Source organism: Streptomyces sp. SAS_270, from assembly GCF_052543295.1.
In genome coordinates, this window is sequence record NZ_JBMNDS010000038.1 from 24,529 (window position 1) to 41,651 (window position 17,123).

The window sequence follows — 17,123 nt, forward strand, 5'->3', positions numbered from 1 at the left end:
CCTGCCTTTGCCCGGCGTGTCAGCCGCCGTCCCCGTGCCCGCAACCCCACGTTGGTGCGGTGTGGAAAACCTCTCCCGATGTGACTGCGGTACGCCTCCCCGAAGGACTCCCCGAACTTCCCCAGGGACTCCCCAGACGCCTTCCGGTCCGGCAGGTCCTGTGCCTGCTTCCGCTTCTGCTCGTCCTGGTGGTCGCGGTGCGCCACCGCTCCGTCCTCGCGGAGGGCTTCGGCCAGCTGGCGACGGCCGAGTGGCCCTGGCTCCTGGCCGCCGCCGCCGCGACCTGCCTCACCTGGGTCGCGGCGGCCTTCACCCGGCAGGGCGCGGTCGTCGAGCGGCTGCCCGCACGGCGGCTGCTGGCCACGCAGTTCGCGGCGGGCGCGGCCAACCATCTGCTGCCGACTGGCCTCGGGGCGGGCGCGGTCAACCTGCGCTTCATGACGGTGTGCGGGGTGCCGCTCGCCCGTTCGTCGGCGGCGCTCGCGCTCTATCTGCTCGCGGAGTCGGTGACCCGGCTGGGTCTGCTGCTGGTCCTGCTGGTCGCCTTCCCGGGCGCGCTGCACCTGGGATCGCTGATCCCGGTCGGGGCGGCCGGCCCGCTGCTGCTCGCAGGTGCCGGGGTGCTGTGCGTCGCGGCGCTCACGCTGCTCTGCGTCGGACGGTTGCGGACGGCGGTGGCGGCCTTCCTGCGCACCGCACTGCGCGAGGCCCGCTCGGTGCACGCCCGGCCCGCCCGTGCGCTCGCCCTGTGGGGCGGATCGCTGGCCTTCCCGGTGCTCCAGGCGGCCGGACTGACCGCGGTGGGGCAGGCGCTGGACCTGCCGGTGCCGCCACTGCACATGGCGCTCGCATATCTCGCGGCGACGGTGGCCGTGGCCCTGGTGCCGACGCCGGGCGGCCTCGGCTCGGTGGAGGCCGCGCTCGTCGTGGCGCTGGTCGCGGCGGGCGGCCCGGTGGCCGTGGCCACGGCCGTGGTGCTGGCGTACCGGATCATCACGGTGTGGCTGCCGCTGCTGCCGGGGGCGTTGACGCTGGGCGCGCTGGTCCGTCTGAAGGTGATCTGAGCGGCCGTAAGCTCACAGCCTTCCAGCTTGTGAAAATCATTTCCATTAGGCTAGCGTGCCGGGCGTGCTCACCACCCCCGGCGACAGCCGTCTCCCTGTGACCGTCCTGTCCGGCTTCCTCGGCGCCGGCAAGACCACCCTGCTGCATCACATCCTCGGCAACCGCCAGGGCCTGCGGGTCGCGGTCATCGTGAACGACATGAGCGAGATCAACATCGACGCCTCGCTGATACGGGACGGCGGCGCCCTCTCCCGCACCGAGGAGCGGCTCGTGGAGCTGACCAACGGCTGCATCTGCTGCACGCTGCGCGACGACCTGCTCGAGGAGGTCGAACGCCTCGCGCGCGAGGGGCGGTTCGACTATCTGCTCATCGAGTCCAGCGGCATCTCGGAACCCATGCCGGTCGCGGCGACCTTCGCGTTCGCGCGCGACGACGGGGCGAGCCTCGCGGACCTCGCCCGCCTCGACACCATGGTCACGGTCGTCGACGCGGTGAACTTCCTGCCGGAACTGGACCGCGGCGACGACCTGCTCGACCGCGGAATCACCCCGGTCGAAGGGGACGAGCGCACCGTCAGCGATCTGCTGGTGGACCAGATCGAGTTCGCGGACGTCCTCCTCCTCAACAAGACGGACCTGGTCACCGACGAGGCGGCCACCCGCCTGGAGGCGACCCTGCGCCGCCTCAACCCGTCCGCGCGCGTGCACCGCACGGTCCGCGGCGCGATCGACCCGGCCCGCCTCCTCGGCACCGGGCTGTTCGACCTCGACCGGGCCGAGCAGGCACCGGGCTGGGTGGCGGAGCTCAACGGCGACCACGTCCCGGAGACCGAGGAGTACGGCATCTCATCCCTCGTCCTGCGCGATCCACGCCCCTTCCACCCCGGCCGCCTCTGGCAGTTGCTGACCGGCCCGCTCGGCGACGGCGCCTACGGCCAAGTACTGCGCTCCAAGGGCTTCTTCACTCTCGCCAGCCGCCCGGACACCACCGGACTGTGGTCGCAGGCGGGCTCCGTCGCCCGCTTCGAACCCGTCGCGGCCCACGGCGACGATCCGGTGCGGGGGCAGGAACTCGTGTTCATCGGCACGGACCTGCGGCGCCAGTCGCTGCGGCTCGCGCTGTCGCAATGCCTGCTGACCGAGGCCGAACGGTCGTCGGGGACGGCGTACGACGACCCCTTCCCCGAGTGGGCGGTGCATTCCGCCGACAGCTGCGCTACCGCGGAGTAACCTCGGCGTACGCCAGTCGCAGTGGTCGGGAGAGGGAGACAGCGCGATGCCGGTCCGGATCGAACGCCAGGGGTACGTCACCACGGTCGTACTGTCCCGCCCAGAGGCCCGCAACGCGGTGGACGGCCCCACCGCCGTCGAACTCGCCGACGCCTTCCGCGAGTTCGAGGACGACACCGCGGCCCGGGTGGCGGTGCTGTGGGGCGAGGGCGGTACTTTCTGCGCGGGCGCGGACCTCAAGGCGATCGGCACCGAGCGCGGCAACGTGGTCGCCGAGGACGGTGACGGGCCGATGGGCCCCACCCGCATGCGGCTGTCCAAGCCGGTGATCGCGGCGGTCGCCGGGCACGCCGTGGCAGGGGGCCTGGAACTGGCGCTCTGGTGCGATCTGCGGGTCGCCGAGGAGGACGCGGTCTTCGGGGTCTTCTGCCGCCGCTGGGGCGTACCGCTCATCGACGGCGGCACGGTACGGCTGCCGCGGCTCATCGGCACCAGCCGCGCGATGGACATGATCCTCACCGGCCGCCCGGTCCCCGCCCCGGAGGCGTACGAAATGGGCCTGGCCAACCGGATCGTCCCGCCCGGCAGCGCCCGCACCGAGGCCGAGCGACTGGCCGCCGACATCGCCGGCTTCCCGCAGGCCTGCCTCCGCGGCGACCGCGCCTCCGTCCTGGACCAGGAAGGCGCGGTCGAGACCCTGGCGATGCGTCGCGAACTCCGTTACGGCATGGAGGCGTTGGACGAGAGCCTGGAGGGCGCCGCACGCTTCGCCTCGGGCGCCGGCCGGCACGGCTCGTTCAGCGGGCTGTGACGCGGTCGGCGAGCCCTTCGCCATGCGGCAGGATGAACCTTCGCGCCGGACGACGAACTCGTGCTCCCGGCGAGATCGCGCATACCGGATTCGAGCAGGTGACATGGTGACGACACATCACATACGGCGCCCGATGGGGCAGTCCGAGGCGGACCTCGCTCCGTCGGCCGCGGCGGGCCCCCGCCTCCGCACCGCTGGAGGTGGGCGATGAAGCGGGACCTCACCCTGGACGACTTCGTCATCGCCGGGATCGCGGTGGTGGCCGGCTTGCTGGCGGCCCTTCTGCTGCGCGCGCTGCTGCGGTGGCTCGGCAAGCACGCGACCCGGACCCGGTGGAGCGGCGACGACGTCATCGTCGACGCGCTGCGAACCCTGGTGCCCTGGGCGGCGGTTGCCGGCGGGATCGCCGCGGCGGGCGCGGCGCTCCCGCTGACCGCGTCGGTCGGACGCAACGTCAACCGGATCCTGACCGTCCTGCTGATCCTGGTCGCGACGATCACCGCGGCCAGGGTGATCACCGGTCTGGTCCGGGCCGTGACACAGTCCCGCTCGGGCGTCGCCGGGTCGGCCACCATCTTCGTCAACATCACCCGGGTCGTGGTGCTGGCGATGGGCTTCCTCGTCATGCTGCAGACGCTGGGCATCTCCATAGCCCCGCTGCTCACCGCCCTGGGCGTCGGCGGCCTCGCGGTCGCGCTGGCCCTGCAGGACACCCTCGCGAACCTCTTCGCCGGTATCCACATCCTCGCCTCGAAGACCGTCCAGCCCGGCGACTACATCCGCCTCAGCAGCGGCGAGGAGGGCTACGTCGTCGACATCAACTGGCGGCAGACGACCGTTCGACAGCTCTCCAACAACCTGGTCATCATCCCCAACGGCCAGTTGGCGGGCACCAACATGACCAACTACAACCGCCCGGAACAGCAGTTGACCATCCTCGTCCAGGCCGGCGTCAGCTACGACAGTGACCTGGACCACGTGGAGCGCGTCACCACCGAGGTCATCGCCGAGGTGATGACCGAGATCACCGGCGCCGTCCCCGACCACGAGCCCGCCATCCGTTTCCACACCTTCGGCGACTCCCGCATCGGCTTCACGATCATCCTCGGCGTGGGCGAGTTCAGCGACCAGTACCGGATCAAGCACGAGTTCATCAAGCGCCTGCACAAGCGGTACCGCGAGGAGGGGATCCACATTCCCGCACCCGCGCGTACGGTCGCCCTGCAGCAGGGGTCGGTGGCCATCCCGCACCAGCGGGAACCCCACCGGACGGAGCCCCACAGGGAGCAGAGCACCGCACCGCTGCCGTAACCCTCAGCCCTTGGCGGGCGCCACCTGCGTGAACCACTGCGCCGTCTCCTCCGCGCCGAGCACCCGCTCCAGCACCAGGTCGCCGGGCATGTTCGGGAAGAAGCGGCCGGCCGGCCAGCCCCGCCGGTACGGGGGCGGGTCGAGGACCAGCAGCCGGACCCCGTCGACGACCGGGATGTCGGCGGGTGTCCCCTCGTTCCACAGCAAGCTCCCGTCCGGGGCGACGAGGTTGAACGATCCGGTGGTCGGGACCTGGCCCGGTGCGTCACGACAGACGGCCGCCTCTCGCGCGGAGGGCGCCTGGCCGGGCAGGTGGCCGCCGCCGATCAGGACGTCGGCGAGCAGCGTATGGAGCTGGAAGGTGTCGCCGAGGCCGGTCATCCGCAGCGCGTAACCGGCGCCCGAGGAGCGGTCCAGGGCGACCAGGGGCTCGTCGTCGAGTACGAGGAGGACCTGTTCGAGGCACTTGAAGTCGTGCCCGGAAGCCTCGGTGACCGTGCGCAGGTCCCGCAGCAGGCGGGCGCGCACGATGCTGTCGAGTTCCTTGCGGACCTCGACGTGGCTGAGCATCGCGGCTGCGGCCATCTCCCACTGGGGCAGCGTCCACCAACCGAAGGCGGCACAGTGTCCGCCGCGCTCGACGACACCCGGCCCCGGATCGCCGTCATCGGGCTCCGGGAAGTCCCCGCCCCCGCTCGCCGCCCAGCGCTCGCAGAACTCCTCAGCTGCTTCGAGGGCCTGCGCCAGCCCCGCGAGCACGGCGGGAGCGCACCGCCGGGCATCGGCACCCCGCTCGACGCACGCACCCACGAACACGGCGAGACCGCCGCGCGGCCCGTCGGGCAGCTCCGGCAGCAGCGCGGCCAGCCGGGCCCCGCCCTCCGCGATCTCCTGGTCCCCGGCCTTCCCGTAGGCCCGGTGAATCTCCCTGAGCCCCCGCGTGCACCGCTTGGCGTCCCGGTCCCGTACGGCGCTCTCCAAGCCCTCGACAGCGGCGAGAAACCGCGCCTTCCCCCTGCTTCCGAACATCATGGCGTGCACCCTAACCGTGGCCTCACGGAGCCGGACGATGACGGTCTCCCCGGCACATTTCGCCCCCACTGGGGGCAGGGCCCTGTCGAGTGGGGAGCACTCACGAGATATCTTGATGTCGAGCAATGTTGCAGACGTGGAGCGGAGCACCCGGTGACTGACTCGACCATCATCTATACGCACACTGACGAGGCCCCGGCCCTGGCGACGTATTCGTTCCTGCCGGTGGTCCAGGCGTACGCCTCGCAGGCGGGTGTCACTGTGGAAACCCGTGACATCTCGCTGGCCGGGCGCATCATCGCCCTCTTCCCCGAGTTCCTGGAGGAGGGCCAGCGCATCGCCGACGCCCTCGCCGAGCTCGGCGAACTGGCGAAGACGCCCGAGGCGAACATCATCAAGCTGCCGAACGTCTCGGCGTCGGTCCCGCAGCTGAAGGCCGCGATCACCGAGCTGCAGTCGCAGGGCTACGCGCTTCCGGACTACCCGGACGAGCCGAAGTCGGACGAGGAGCGCGACATCCGCGCCCGCTACGACAAGGTCAAGGGCTCCGCCGTGAACCCGGTGCTGCGCGAGGGCAACTCCGACCGTCGCGCCCCCGCCTCGGTCAAGAACTACGCCAAGACCCACCCGCACCGCATGGGCAAGTGGTCGTCCGACTCGAAGACCAACGTCGCGACCATGGGCGCGGAGGACTTCCGCTCCACCGAGAAGTCCACGGTGATCTCCGAGGCCGGTTCGCTGCGCATCGAGCTGGCGAGCGAGGACGGCTCCACCACTGTCCTGCGTGAGTCGGTACCGGTCCTCGCGGGCGAGGTCGTGGACGCCTCCGTCCTGCACGTCGCGGCGCTGAACACCTTCCTCAAGGAGCAGATCGCCCGCGCGAAGGCCGAGGGCGTGCTCTTCTCCGTGCACCTCAAGGCCACGATGATGAAGGTCTCCGACCCGATCATCTTCGGCCATGTCGTGCGCGCCTTCTTCCCGAAGACGTTCGCCTCGTACGGGGAGAAGCTCGCCGCGGCCGGCCTGTCCCCGAATGACGGTCTCGGCGGCATCCTCAAGGGCCTGGAGGCGCTGCCCGAGGGCGACGCGATCAAGGCGTCCTTCGAGGCCGAGCTCGCCGAGGGCCCGGAGCTGGCGATGGTCGACTCCGACAAGGGCATCACCAACCTGCACGTCCCCTCCGACGTGATCGTCGACGCCTCCATGCCGGCGATGATCCGCACCTCCGGTCACATGTGGGGCCCGGACGGCCAGGAGGCCGACACCCTCGCTGTCCTCCCGGACAGCAGCTACTCCGGCGTGTACCAGGTCGTCATCGACGACTGCCGCGCCAACGGCGCCTTCGACCCGTCGACCATGGGCTCCGTCCCGAACGTCGGCCTCATGGCGCAGAAGGCCGAGGAGTACGGCAGCCACGACAAGACCTTCGAGATCGCGGCCGCCGGCACGGTCCGCCTCGTGGACCAGGCCGGCAACGTGGTCCTGGAGCAGGCTGTCGCCCCGGGCGACATCTTCCGCGCCTGCCAGGCCAAGGACGCCCCGATCCGCGACTGGGTCAAGCTGGCCGTCACCCGCGCCCGCGCGACCGGCGCCCCGGCCGTGTTCTGGCTGGACGAGACCCGCGCCCACGACGCGCAGCTCATCGAGAAGGTCAACGCGTACCTGCCGGAGCACGACACCGAGGGCCTGGACATCAAGATCCTCTCCCCGGTCGAGGCGACGAAGTTCTCCCTGGAGCGCATCCGCAAGGGCCAGGACACGATCTCGGTCACCGGCAACGTGCTGCGTGACTACCTGACCGACCTCTTCCCGATCCTGGAGCTGGGCACCAGCGCCAAGATGCTGTCGGTCGTCCCGCTGATGGCGGGCGGCGGTCTGTTCGAGACGGGCGCCGGCGGCTCCGCGCCGAAGCACGTCCAGCAGCTCGTCAAGGAGAACTACCTGCGCTGGGACAGCCTCGGCGAGTTCTTCGCCCTGGCGGCCAGCTTCGAGCACCTCGCGCAGACCCGCGGCAACGCGCGCGCCCAGGTCCTCGCCGACACCCTCGACCGCGCGACGGCGACCTTCCTCAACGAGGACAAGTCGCCGACCCGCCGCGTCGGCGGCATCGACAACCGCGGCAGCCACTTCTTCCTGTCCCTGTACTGGGCGCAGGAGCTGGCCCAGCAGACGGACGACGCGGCCCTCGCCAAGGCGTTCGCCCCGCTTGCCGAGACGCTCTCCGCCCAGGAGCAGACGATCGTCGACGAGCTCCTCGCCGTCCAGGGCAAGCCCGCCGAGATCGGCGGCTACTACCAGCCGGACCCCGCCAAGGCGGCGGCGGTCATGCGCCCGTCGGCCACCTGGAACGAGTCGCTGGCGACCCTCGTCTGACGCACGTTCCCCCGGTGACCCCGGGTTGATCGACCGCACCACGTGGCCCCGCCGTTCCTCGGAACGGCGGGGCCATCTGCGTGGCTGTCACATGGCCCTGTTCACCAGGCGTGCGGAAAACGCGCGAGTCCGGGTTCCGCCTCAGGGAGCGACGGGCTTGTGGATGAAGCCGGTCACCGGCGCGAGGACTTTCCAGTCGAGCGTTTCGTAGAGCGCCCGGCCTTGGACGGTCGCGCCCAGGATGCCGGTGGCCACACCGTTCTCGATGGCCGAGTTGGTGAGCGTGCCCATCACGACCGTCCCGAGACCAAGGCGCTGGTGAGCCTCTTCGGTGATGATCTGGTCGAAGACGCAGGCGGCGCCTGTCAGGCCGATCTGACCGCGCGCGGCGAGCTCCCCGTCGGCCGCCAGAACGCGTACGTAGGTGACATCGTCGACAGTCTCGGCAGCGGCTGTGTAACCCTCAGGCGCGCGCACGACGGACGGACGCAGGCCGACGGCCATCAGAAAGCCGGGGTCCGTCGCCTCCCACTCGGACGAGAACCACGGCGCCATGACGTCCGGTTCCAGAAAGGCCTTGATGCACGTGCCCGGCTCGGTGATCCCGCCGACGAGCCTACGGGCGGTCTCGACGTCGCTGTCGAGCAGGACGTGACGGACCGTCTGAGTCGGCATCCCGACCTCGATTCTCAGTCCCCACGGCACGTCCACCGGCTTCGGTGTCCGCCGGGAGACGGCCCATCCGTCGACCCACGACCGCGCGATCTCCCACATCCGGACATCCCTCCAGGTAATGACCGAGTACCTGATTTGGATATTACACAAGCTCACGGGATTCCGCCGCCCCCCACGGGACGACCCGGCACGGCCGCCCCGCGAACAGCCGGTGTCAGGACGCCACTTGGCGGTCCTGCGGCCGTACGGCGCCGGGCTGGTCGAGGCCCAGGTGGTCGCGGAGGGTCGTGCCCTTACGAGCCGGTCGGCGACCTCGCGGGCGAAGCCGATCTCGTGGGTGACGATGACCAGGGTGGTGCCGCTGGTGGCCAGGTCCTTGATGACGGCCGGCACCTCGCCGACCAGTTCGGGGTCGAGTGCAGAGGCGGGTTCGTCGAAGAGGATGACTCCGGGGCGCAGGGCCAAGGCCCGGGCGATGGCGACCCGTTGCTGCTGTCCGCCGGACAACTGCCTTGGGTAGGCGGTGGCAGCACGCGCTGCGCCGACGGGGGCCGGGGCGCGGCGTCGGGTATCTCCTCGACAGGGGCATGGGTGCCGAGGGACACGGCGACACCAGAGGATTCACTCATGGGAGGGCTCCAGCGGAATCGACCACCCCGGGCCGGGCACTCCACGACGCCGCGGCACGACGGCGCGGAGCGGGCGACCGCTCCGCGCGACGCGACGCGACGCACGGGAACGAGTCAGAATGCCTTCAAGGAGCGGCAGTTGCGGTCAGCCGTGACAACGGGCACGGCCCGCGGCGGTACACCCGGTACACAGGGGGCTGCCGACTCGGAGCAGATCGACGCAGCGGTCGGCGCACAGGACATCGCAGCCGCGGGGGCGCCTTGCGCCCGTCCTCGAAGCTGCGTACATCGCCGTCACCGTCACTGTTCCGGCCCCTGGGGCCTCGTTCTTGGTGCGTAAGCAAGTCAGCGGCCGTGATCGATGCCAACGCTCGTCCAACTGGTGATACGTGTACGGTCCAGACAGGACAGCGCTCCGAGACCACGGCGCTGGCGTACGGCAGAGCATGCCGCGAACGATGGAGGAGCCCTGTGCCGCCGACCTCACAACCCCTGCGGAAACTCGGCTTTCTGACCATCGGGCTGTTCGACGGGGACGACCCGCGCCGCGGCCACGAGTCGACCCTCGAAATCATCGAGTTGGGCGAGCGGTTGGGCTTCGACAGCGCCTGGCTGCGCCACCGTCATCTGCAGTACGGCATCTCCTCCCCCGTCGCCGTCCTCGCCGCGGCCTCGCAGCGCACCAGCCGCATCGAACTCGGCACCGCGGTCACCCCTCTGGGCTGGGAGAACCCGCTCCGGCTGGCGGAGGACCTGGCCACGGTCGACGTACTGTCCGGGGGCCGTCTCAATCCCGGCATCAGCGTCGGCCCGCCGATGCACTACGAGCAGCTCAAGCACGCGATCTACCCGGACACCGCCGACGCCGAGGACTTCGGCTACGAGCGGGTGCAGCGGCTGCTGGACTTCGTGCGCGGCAAGCCGGCCAGTGACTTCAGCGGCGTCGAGGGCTTCGAAGTGTTCTCGGACCGGGTGCAGCCGCACTCCCCCGGCCTGGGCCGCCGTATGTGGTACGGCGGCGGCAGCCTGCGCTCCGCCCGGTGGGCCGGCGAGCACGGAATGAACCTGCTGACCAGCAGCGTCGTGAAGGCGGAGGAGTCGGAGGACTTCGCCGAGATACAGCTGTCGCACGTCCGCGCCTTTCGCGCCGGCCACCCCGACGGCGACCGTGCCCGCGTCTCCCAGGGACTCGTCGTCATCCCCACCGACAGCGCGTCGGCGGAGCAGCGCGCGAAGTACGAGGCCTACGCGGCGCAGCGGATGCCGCGCACGGCCGCTCCGCAGGGTCCGGCGCGCATGATGTTCGCGCCGGATCTGGTCGGCACCTCGGCGCAGATCGCCGAGCAGTTGTACGCGCACGCAGCGTTCCGCGAGATCGACGAGGTCGCGTTCGCGCTCCCCTTCACCTTCGACCACGAGGACTACATCCAGATCCTCACGGACATCGCGACGAAGCTCGGTCCGGCGCTGGGCTGGCAGCCCGCCGCCTGACCGTGGACCGCACTCCGTCGGGCGACATGCCCCGGAGAGATACGCGCACAGCAAGAGGTGTTGAAAGTATGATCAACCAATGTCTGACATGACCGAAACCACGCCCGGCTGGCTGAGTTCCGATGAACTCGAACTGGCGCGCGAGCGCATGCCGATCCTGTACGTCGAGGCCGTGCCGGTGCGCGTCGACGACAGCGGCGAAGTCACCCACATCGGGCTGCTGCTGCGTATCGGGCCGGACGGAACGGTCAGCCGCGCGCTCGTCTCCGGGCGGGTCCTGCACCACGAGCGGGTCCGGGACGCCCTGCTGCGCAACCTGGAGAAGGACCTCGGCCCGGTGGCGCTGCCCAGGGTCCCGGCTGCCCTTCAGCCCTTCACCGTTGCCGAGTACTTCCCGACACAGGGCGTCACACCGTTCCACGACCCCCGCCAGCACGCCGTGTCCCTCGCCTACATCGTCCCCGTGTCCGGCGACTGCCGACCCCGGCAGGACGCCCTCGACCTGGTCTGGTTCACCCCCCAGGAGGCGTCGTCGGAGCTGGTGTTCAACGACATGCCGGGCGGCCAGGGTGTCCTCCTCAAGCAGGCCCTCGCCCACGTGGGCTGCCTGTCCTGAACAGGACCTGACCGGGTCCGACCGGAACCACCGCCGCCTCGCAGGCGTTCGATCAAGTGCAGGTGCGGCGGAGGGGGCCGTACGCGGACGAGCGGAGTGGCGGAGTGGACGTACGGCGCACAGTGATCGTCGGCGGCGGGACGGCCGGGACCGCGGCGGCTCTGGCCCTGCACAAGGCGGGGTTCGACGTCGCCGTGTACGAGGCGCATCCCGACTCGGCCGAGGACATCGGCGCGTTCCTCACGCTCGCGAGCAACGGCATGCGTGCGCTGGCGCAGGTCGACGCCTCCACCGCTGTCACGGCGACCGGTTTTCCGCTCGCCGCGATGCGGGTCCTCGACGCCTCGGGCGCGGAGTTGGCGCAGGTGCCGCTCGGCGAGGCGGGCGACCCACTTCTCCAGTACCGGTGCCTGCGCCGCGGTGAGCTGAACACCGCGCTGCAGAGGGAGGCGGAGCACCGCGGCATCCGTATCCGGCACGGCGCCCGGCTCGCCTCCGTCGAGGACGGTCCGGACACCGTCACCGCGCACTTCACCGACGGCAGCAGCGCGACCGGTGACCTGCTCATCGGCGCCGACGGACTGAACTCCACCGTCCGCCGGAGCATCGCCCCCACCGCCCGGCCCGGCTACGCGGGGCAGTACGTCTTCTACGGCTACACCACCCGCGCTCCCCTGACCACGCGGACCGATTCGGCGTGCATCACCATGGTGCGGGGCAGCGGGGCCGCCTTCGGCTGCACGGTGTCCCCCGAGGGCGAGACGTACTGGTTCGCGCGCGTCTCAGGCGAGGCACTGGCCGCCGACGAGACAGCGCAGGGCACGCCCGCCCACTGGCAGGATCTGCTCCTGCCGCTACTGCGCAAGGACGCGACCCCCGCCGCGGACATCGTCGCCGCCACGGACGACCGGATCCTGGTCACCAACGCCACCGAAATGCCGCTCGGCACCCCCTGGCGCTCCGGTCGGACCCTGCTCATCGGCGACGCGGCGCACGCCGCCTCCCCCGCCACCGGACAGGGCGCCTCCATGGCGCTGGAGGACGCCGTCGTACTGGCGAAATGCCTGCGGGACGCACCCGACACGGTGAGCGCACTGTCGCTCTACGAGACCCTCCGCCGCCCGCGCGTGGAGCACAACATCACCGCCAGTGGAACGATCTCCCGCAGCGGCGGCAACCCACCACCCCGCCCGTCCCCCGGCCAGGCAGCACCCGCGCCCCGGCCCGGGGAGGACGAGCTGATCCGACTCCTGGACTGGGACTCCGACATCTGGGCCACCTCCCGGCAGCCGGACCTCGGCTAGCTCCGACCATCCGTTGTGGTGGCGGTCGACTCCGCGGCTGACCATATGGCCGCCCGCAGTGAGCTCACTCGGCCAGAGCGCGGCGCAGGACGGCGCCGAGTTCGGCGAGTTGGCGCTGCGAGACGTCGGCGGACTGGATCGCCAGCGATCCGTGGAAGGTGCCGGGCCACTGGTGCAGTTCGACCGAGACGCCCGCCTGGAGGAGGCGCAGTGCGTAGTCGATGCCTTCGTCACGGTTCGGGTCGAACTCCGCGGTGGCGATGTAGGCCGGCGGGAGGCCGGAGAGGTTGTCGGCCCGCGCCGGTGCGGCGTACGTCGTGGCGGGCTGAGTGCCCAGGTAGTGCGCCCACGCCGCGGCGCGTACCGCGCGGTTGTTCCAGGGCGTCTCCGTGAAGTTCCGCGCCGACCACGTCTGCTGCCGGTCGTCGAGGATGGCTTCGTTGAGGAGCTGGAAGCAGATCGGGGGCCCCTGCTCGTCGCGGGACCGCAGTGCCGCGGCGGCCGCGAGGTTCGCGCCGGCGCTGTGGCCCGCGACCGCGATCCGGGCCGGGTCGATGCCGAGCTCGGCGGCGTTCTTGTGCACCCAGGTCAGCACGGCGTAGGTGTCGTCCAGGGCGGCCGGGAACCGGTGTTCGGGCGCCAGGCGGAAGTCGACGGTGATCACGACCGCGCCCGAGAGGCGTGCGATCGGGACGGCCCAATGTTGCTCCGTGTCCAGGTCACCGACGACCCATCCGCCGCCGTGCAGCCAGATGACGGCGGCTTGGGCCTGGTGCGGGCGGTAGACCCGTATCGGCACGTCCCGATCGGCCGGGACCATGCGGTCCTCCACGACCAGTCCCGCGCTGTCCGGTGCCGGCCTCGCGGCGGCCAGCTCGACGTAGACCTTGCGGTGGGCGACCGGGTCACTCAGGTCGGTACGGGGGAGCAACGGGATGAAGGGTTCGAGTTCGGGATCCATGTCGGCCATCCTCACCGCCGACCGCCCCGGGATCATCCGCCAACTGTCGGGTATCCCGCACGGATCGCGCACCGATCGGCGCCTCGTCTCCCCGTCAGGGGGCTCTATCCTCCTGGCATGGAGGCACTGACCGTACGGCTGTCAGGACTGGATTCGTACGTCGACGGCGCGATCCGCATCATCGCCTTCTACGACACCCTGATGCGCCGACGGGTGGACCTCCCCGGGCTCGCGCGGGCCTCGGCGGGACTGGCCGAGTGCGTTGCCGGGGTTCAACTCCACGGCGCCGGGCGGGTGATCCGCGTCTCGCCCGACGGCAGACACGCGTCCACCCCGCCCTCCCCCGCGTCCACCACCGCGCCGATCACCCTCGACGAGGAGGAGATCGGCAGGGTGTGGCTGGAACGCCCCGGCCCGCCGAACGCGCTCGACGAGGTGCTGCTCGACCGGCTCGCCATCGCCACCGCGGCGGCTGTCGAGCGGTACGGCCCCGCGCGGACCACCATGGCCGACCCTGCCCTCGTGGAACTGGCGATCAGCCCGGACAGCGACGAGGCGGCGAGAGCCCGGGCGTTGCGGCTCCTGGGGTTCGCCGCCGACCTGCCGGTCCGGGTCGTCGCCGTACGTGCGCGGCTTCCGCTCGACCAGCTCGGCAGCCTGGTCTGCCCGGCCCGGCCGGTGAAGGCGGCTTCCCTGGCCGACGTGGGCGTCATCCTGGCGACCACCGTCGACGCCGCCCGGCTTCCGGCGGACGTGCACGCGGGCATCGGCGCCGCCGAGAGCCCCGACCGGTCGTGGCAGCAGGCGCGCACGGCGCTCCGCTTCGCCACCCCGCGCCGACCGGTCGTCCACCACGACGACTTGGGGGCGTTGGCACTGCTCGCCCAGGTGTCCAAGGACGCCCTGCGTGACAACGCCGACGTGGCCGCCATCGCCCGAATCGCCGGCAACCCCGAAGACCTGGAGACGCTGGACACCTACTGCGCCACCGGCTCCCTGCGCCGGGCCGCCGACCTGCTCCACCTGCACCACAGCAGCGTCGCCCGTCGACTCGAACAGATCACGAGGGTCCTGGGCATCGAACTCACCGACCCCACAAGCCTGTTACGTGCCAGGCTCGCCCTCACCGCGTGGCATCTCCTCGACGACTGACGAACGGCGAAGGGCGAACGTCAGACGCCGTAACTTCAGGAGGACTTCCCGGCCGGCTCGGTCACCGGAAGCAGAGTGGGCCGCTTGGCCAGTCGGCCGTCGCCGGAGGACCGGCCGCGCAGCCGCCGGGCGAGCCAGGGGCCCAGGAAGGCGCCGGCCCAGCGCAGTTCGGCTCGGGTGGACCGCCAGAGCGAAGGGGTGTCGAGGGAGGCGGGCAAGGGCTTTGTCCAACTGTCGTCGCTGCCGGGCAGTTCGAGGGCGTGGGCCACAGCGGCCGCGATGCGCTCGTGGCCCAGTGGGCTCGCGTGCAGCCGGTCGGGGCTCCACAGCCGGGGGTCGGTCACGACCGGGTAGTGGGAGGTCTCGGCCACCACGACGCCGTGCCGCCGGCCCGCCTCCCGGATACGGGCGTTGAGTGTCAGGACGCGGGCACTGATCGGCTTGGCCAGCGGGGTGATCCGGGCGACGTCGGGGAAGGTGAGCGTGGCGACGCGGGTGCCCTCGGCGGTGAGCGCGGCGAACATCGCCTCCAGGTGACCGGCCACCTCGTCCGCGTCGAAGCGCGGCCGCAGCAGGTCGTTGACACCGGCGACGACCGTGACGAGGTCGGGCCGCAACTCCAGGGCGGGGCCGAGCTGTTCGGCGTACACCTGCCCGGCCGTGCGTCCCCGTACGGCGAGATTGGCGTACCGGACGCGTGGGCTGTCCGTCGCGATCCGCTCGGCGAGCCGGTCCGCCCACCCGCGCAGGCCCCGGACGTCGTCGCCGTCCCCGAGCCCTTCCGTCTGACTGTCGCCCAGGGCGACGTACCGCAGGTACCCGTCGACGGACATCGGGACCACCGCCTTTCGTCCTCACCTACGCGACGTCCGACCAGCCCAAAGGCCGACCGACAAGCTCATGCACAACTAATGACCTAGTCGCATTGTTGAATATAGCAGGCGGGTCCCGGATGGCAGTCGCCGTTCACACGGCAGAGCTGCTCGCTCCCTCGGCCCAGGGTGCGCGTTGCCACTTCGGGGTGCGGTCCTTGTCGACCAGAGCCGCGCGGACTCCCTCCAGGAAGTCCGGCGTGCGGATGGTGGTGCGAGTGAGCCGGAGTTCGGCGTCGAGGCACTGGCGCAGTGTGCGCCGCCTGCCCGCCGTCAGCAGGTCATGGGTGATCTCCAGGCTCTGCGGGGAGACGGCGTCGAGGACGTCCCGCGTCGCGGCCGCCCATGCGCTGTCCAGACGGTGCAGGCGTTCCCTGATCTCGGTGAGGGTGGCGGCGCCGAAGACGTGGTCGAGCTCGCCGCGCACCTTCGCCAGGCCGCCGCTCCCGACCGGGGGCGGACCGCTGAGACCGCTGAGGAGGGTGCCGATCGGGACGCCTTGGTTGTCGGCCAGGGCATCCATGACCGTGCCGAGCCGGTCCGCGGGGATGAAGTGGGTGGCCAGCCCGGCGTACAGGGCGTCGGCCGCGTCGAGCCGGTGCCCGGTCAGCCCCAGGTACATGCCGATGGCGCCGGGAAGCCGCGGCAGGAAGTAGCTCGCGCCGATGTCGGGGAAGAAACCGATGGCGGTCTCGGGCATCGCCAGCACCGCGTTCTCGGTGACGACGCGGAAGCCGCCGTGCACGGACAGGCCGAGGCCACCGCCCATGCAGAGACCGTCGATCAAGGACACGATCGGGACCGGGTACTCGGCGATCCGGGCGTTGAGCCGGTACTCGGTGGCGAAGAACCTCTCGCTGGCCTCGGCGTCGCCCGCGAGGCTGTTCTCCCGAATCGCGCGGATGTCCCCACCTGCGCAGAAGGCCTTCGGGTTCGTGGCGGCCAGCACCACGGCCTTGAGCGGCGTACGTTCCCAGGCGCTCAGGACGTCGTCGATGGCGGCGACCATGGACGTGGTCAGGGCGTTGAGGGCCTTGGGCCGGTTGAGCAGGATCCTGCCGACACCCTGGTGGATGTCGGCGAGGATCTCGTCCGGCGCCGGCGGATCGGTTTCGGTCATGGGGCTGCCAGTCATGGAGATGTCGTTCACGCACGTTTCGGTCGTGGGGATGCCGGACAGGGAAAGTCAGGCCGCTCTACAGCGTCCGCCCGAGCGTGGCGACCAACTGGGCGATGCGCTGCTCGTCACGCTTGTAGTGCGTCCACTTGCCCACGCGCGTCGACCGCACCAGCCCTGCTCGCTGCAGCTCGGCCATGTACGCCGACACCGTCGACTGGGCGAGCCCCGTCTTGGCCTGGAGATGGCTTACGCACACCCCCACCTCCACCGGGTCGGCGATCGCTTCCTCGGCCGGGAAGTGGCGTTCGGGTTCGCGGAGCCACAGCAGCATCTGCAACCGCATGGGGTTCGCCAACGCGCGCAACGCGTCGACCAGCTCGGGGTCCGGTGAGGTCGCAGTGTCCGCCATGCGCCCAGGGTAGAGCCACCTACCGATGATTCGTAAAATCTCGATACGGGCGGTTTCGCGCACCGGCTCTCC

At 71.0% G+C, this 17,123-nt stretch carries 14 protein-coding genes and 1 pseudogene; 9 read left to right on the top strand and 6 right to left on the bottom strand.

Going from position 1 to position 17,123, the window contains the following annotated elements; genetic code table 11:
• Positions 1 to 80: 80 nt before the first annotated feature.
• The 4 genes from ACN6LB_RS24160 to ACN6LB_RS24175 all read left to right on the top strand — a co-directional run bounded on the left by ACN6LB_RS24160 (position 81) and on the right by ACN6LB_RS24175 (position 4,417).
• On the top strand, positions 81 to 1,064 hold the full coding sequence (locus ACN6LB_RS24160) for a lysylphosphatidylglycerol synthase transmembrane domain-containing protein (protein ID WP_445027746.1): 984 nt from the start codon (positions 81 to 83) through the stop codon (positions 1,062 to 1,064).
• Positions 1,065 to 1,128: 64 nt separating this feature from the next.
• Positions 1,129 to 2,295, top strand: a complete 1,167-nt coding sequence (locus tag ACN6LB_RS24165; RefSeq protein ID WP_445027747.1) for a GTP-binding protein — start codon at positions 1,129 to 1,131, stop codon at positions 2,293 to 2,295.
• A 46-nt stretch (positions 2,296 to 2,341) separates the two neighbouring features.
• Positions 2,342 to 3,106: a crotonase/enoyl-CoA hydratase family protein gene (locus tag ACN6LB_RS24170; RefSeq protein ID WP_356136957.1), complete on the top strand. Its 765-nt coding sequence runs from the start codon at positions 2,342 to 2,344 to the stop codon at positions 3,104 to 3,106.
• A gap of 207 nt (positions 3,107 to 3,313) precedes the next feature.
• Positions 3,314 to 4,417 (top strand): mechanosensitive ion channel family protein, encoded by a 1,104-nt coding sequence (locus tag ACN6LB_RS24175; protein WP_356136955.1) that lies wholly within the window; start codon positions 3,314 to 3,316, stop codon positions 4,415 to 4,417.
• 3 nt (positions 4,418 to 4,420) lie between these two features.
• On the opposite strand, the gene ACN6LB_RS24180 is transcribed toward ACN6LB_RS24175, so the two are convergent.
• A complete protein-coding gene (locus ACN6LB_RS24180; protein ID WP_445027748.1) occupies positions 4,421 to 5,449 on the bottom strand; it encodes a hypothetical protein in 1,029 nt (342 codons plus the stop codon).
• 153 nt (positions 5,450 to 5,602) lie between these two features.
• Here ACN6LB_RS24180 and ACN6LB_RS24185 point away from each other — a divergent pair, with 153 nt between their 5' ends.
• On the top strand, positions 5,603 to 7,822 hold the full coding sequence (locus ACN6LB_RS24185) for an NADP-dependent isocitrate dehydrogenase (protein WP_445027749.1): 2,220 nt from the start codon (positions 5,603 to 5,605) through the stop codon (positions 7,820 to 7,822).
• Positions 7,823 to 8,791: 969 nt separating this feature from the next.
• On the opposite strand, the pseudogene ACN6LB_RS24190 reads toward ACN6LB_RS24185, so the two are convergent.
• Positions 8,792 to 9,025, bottom strand: a pseudogene (locus tag ACN6LB_RS24190) (ATP-binding cassette domain-containing protein); the annotation flags it as partial.
• A 572-nt stretch (positions 9,026 to 9,597) separates the two neighbouring features.
• On the opposite strand from ACN6LB_RS24190, the gene ACN6LB_RS24195 reads away from it, so the two are divergent.
• From ACN6LB_RS24195 to ACN6LB_RS24205, 3 genes are all read left to right on the top strand, one after another.
• Positions 9,598 to 10,617 (top strand): LLM class flavin-dependent oxidoreductase, encoded by a 1,020-nt coding sequence (locus ACN6LB_RS24195; protein ID WP_445027750.1) that lies wholly within the window; start codon positions 9,598 to 9,600, stop codon positions 10,615 to 10,617.
• A gap of 88 nt (positions 10,618 to 10,705) precedes the next feature.
• Entirely contained in the window at positions 10,706 to 11,233 is a 528-nt protein-coding gene (locus tag ACN6LB_RS24200; RefSeq protein ID WP_356136969.1) for an NUDIX hydrolase family protein, read from the top strand.
• 104 nt (positions 11,234 to 11,337) lie between these two features.
• Complete coding sequence (locus tag ACN6LB_RS24205; RefSeq protein ID WP_445027751.1) at positions 11,338 to 12,537, top strand: FAD-dependent oxidoreductase; 1,200 nt, start codon at positions 11,338 to 11,340, stop codon at positions 12,535 to 12,537.
• 64 nt (positions 12,538 to 12,601) lie between these two features.
• Here ACN6LB_RS24205 and ACN6LB_RS24210 read toward each other — a convergent pair whose 3' ends face one another.
• Positions 12,602 to 13,498: an alpha/beta hydrolase gene (locus ACN6LB_RS24210; protein WP_445027752.1), complete on the bottom strand. Its 897-nt coding sequence runs from the start codon at positions 13,496 to 13,498 to the stop codon at positions 12,602 to 12,604.
• Positions 13,499 to 13,615: 117 nt separating this feature from the next.
• Here ACN6LB_RS24210 and ACN6LB_RS24215 point away from each other — a divergent pair, with 117 nt between their 5' ends.
• Positions 13,616 to 14,650 carry a PucR family transcriptional regulator gene (locus ACN6LB_RS24215; protein WP_445027753.1) on the top strand — a complete coding sequence of 345 codons (1,035 nt, stop codon included), beginning with the start codon at positions 13,616 to 13,618 and terminating at the stop codon, positions 14,648 to 14,650.
• Between the two features lie 35 nt (positions 14,651 to 14,685).
• On the opposite strand, the gene ACN6LB_RS24220 is transcribed toward ACN6LB_RS24215, so the two are convergent.
• From ACN6LB_RS24220 to ACN6LB_RS24230, 3 genes are all read right to left on the bottom strand, one after another.
• Positions 14,686 to 15,483: an SGNH/GDSL hydrolase family protein gene (locus ACN6LB_RS24220; RefSeq protein ID WP_445027754.1), complete on the bottom strand. Its 798-nt coding sequence runs from the start codon at positions 15,481 to 15,483 to the stop codon at positions 14,686 to 14,688.
• Between the two features lie 133 nt (positions 15,484 to 15,616).
• A complete protein-coding gene (locus tag ACN6LB_RS24225) occupies positions 15,617 to 16,642 on the bottom strand; it encodes an enoyl-CoA hydratase/isomerase family protein (protein WP_445027755.1) in 1,026 nt (341 codons plus the stop codon).
• A 76-nt stretch (positions 16,643 to 16,718) separates the two neighbouring features.
• On the bottom strand, positions 16,719 to 17,051 hold the full coding sequence (locus ACN6LB_RS24230) for an ArsR/SmtB family transcription factor (RefSeq protein WP_356136935.1): 333 nt from the start codon (positions 17,049 to 17,051) through the stop codon (positions 16,719 to 16,721).
• Positions 17,052 to 17,123: the final 72 nt, after the last annotated feature.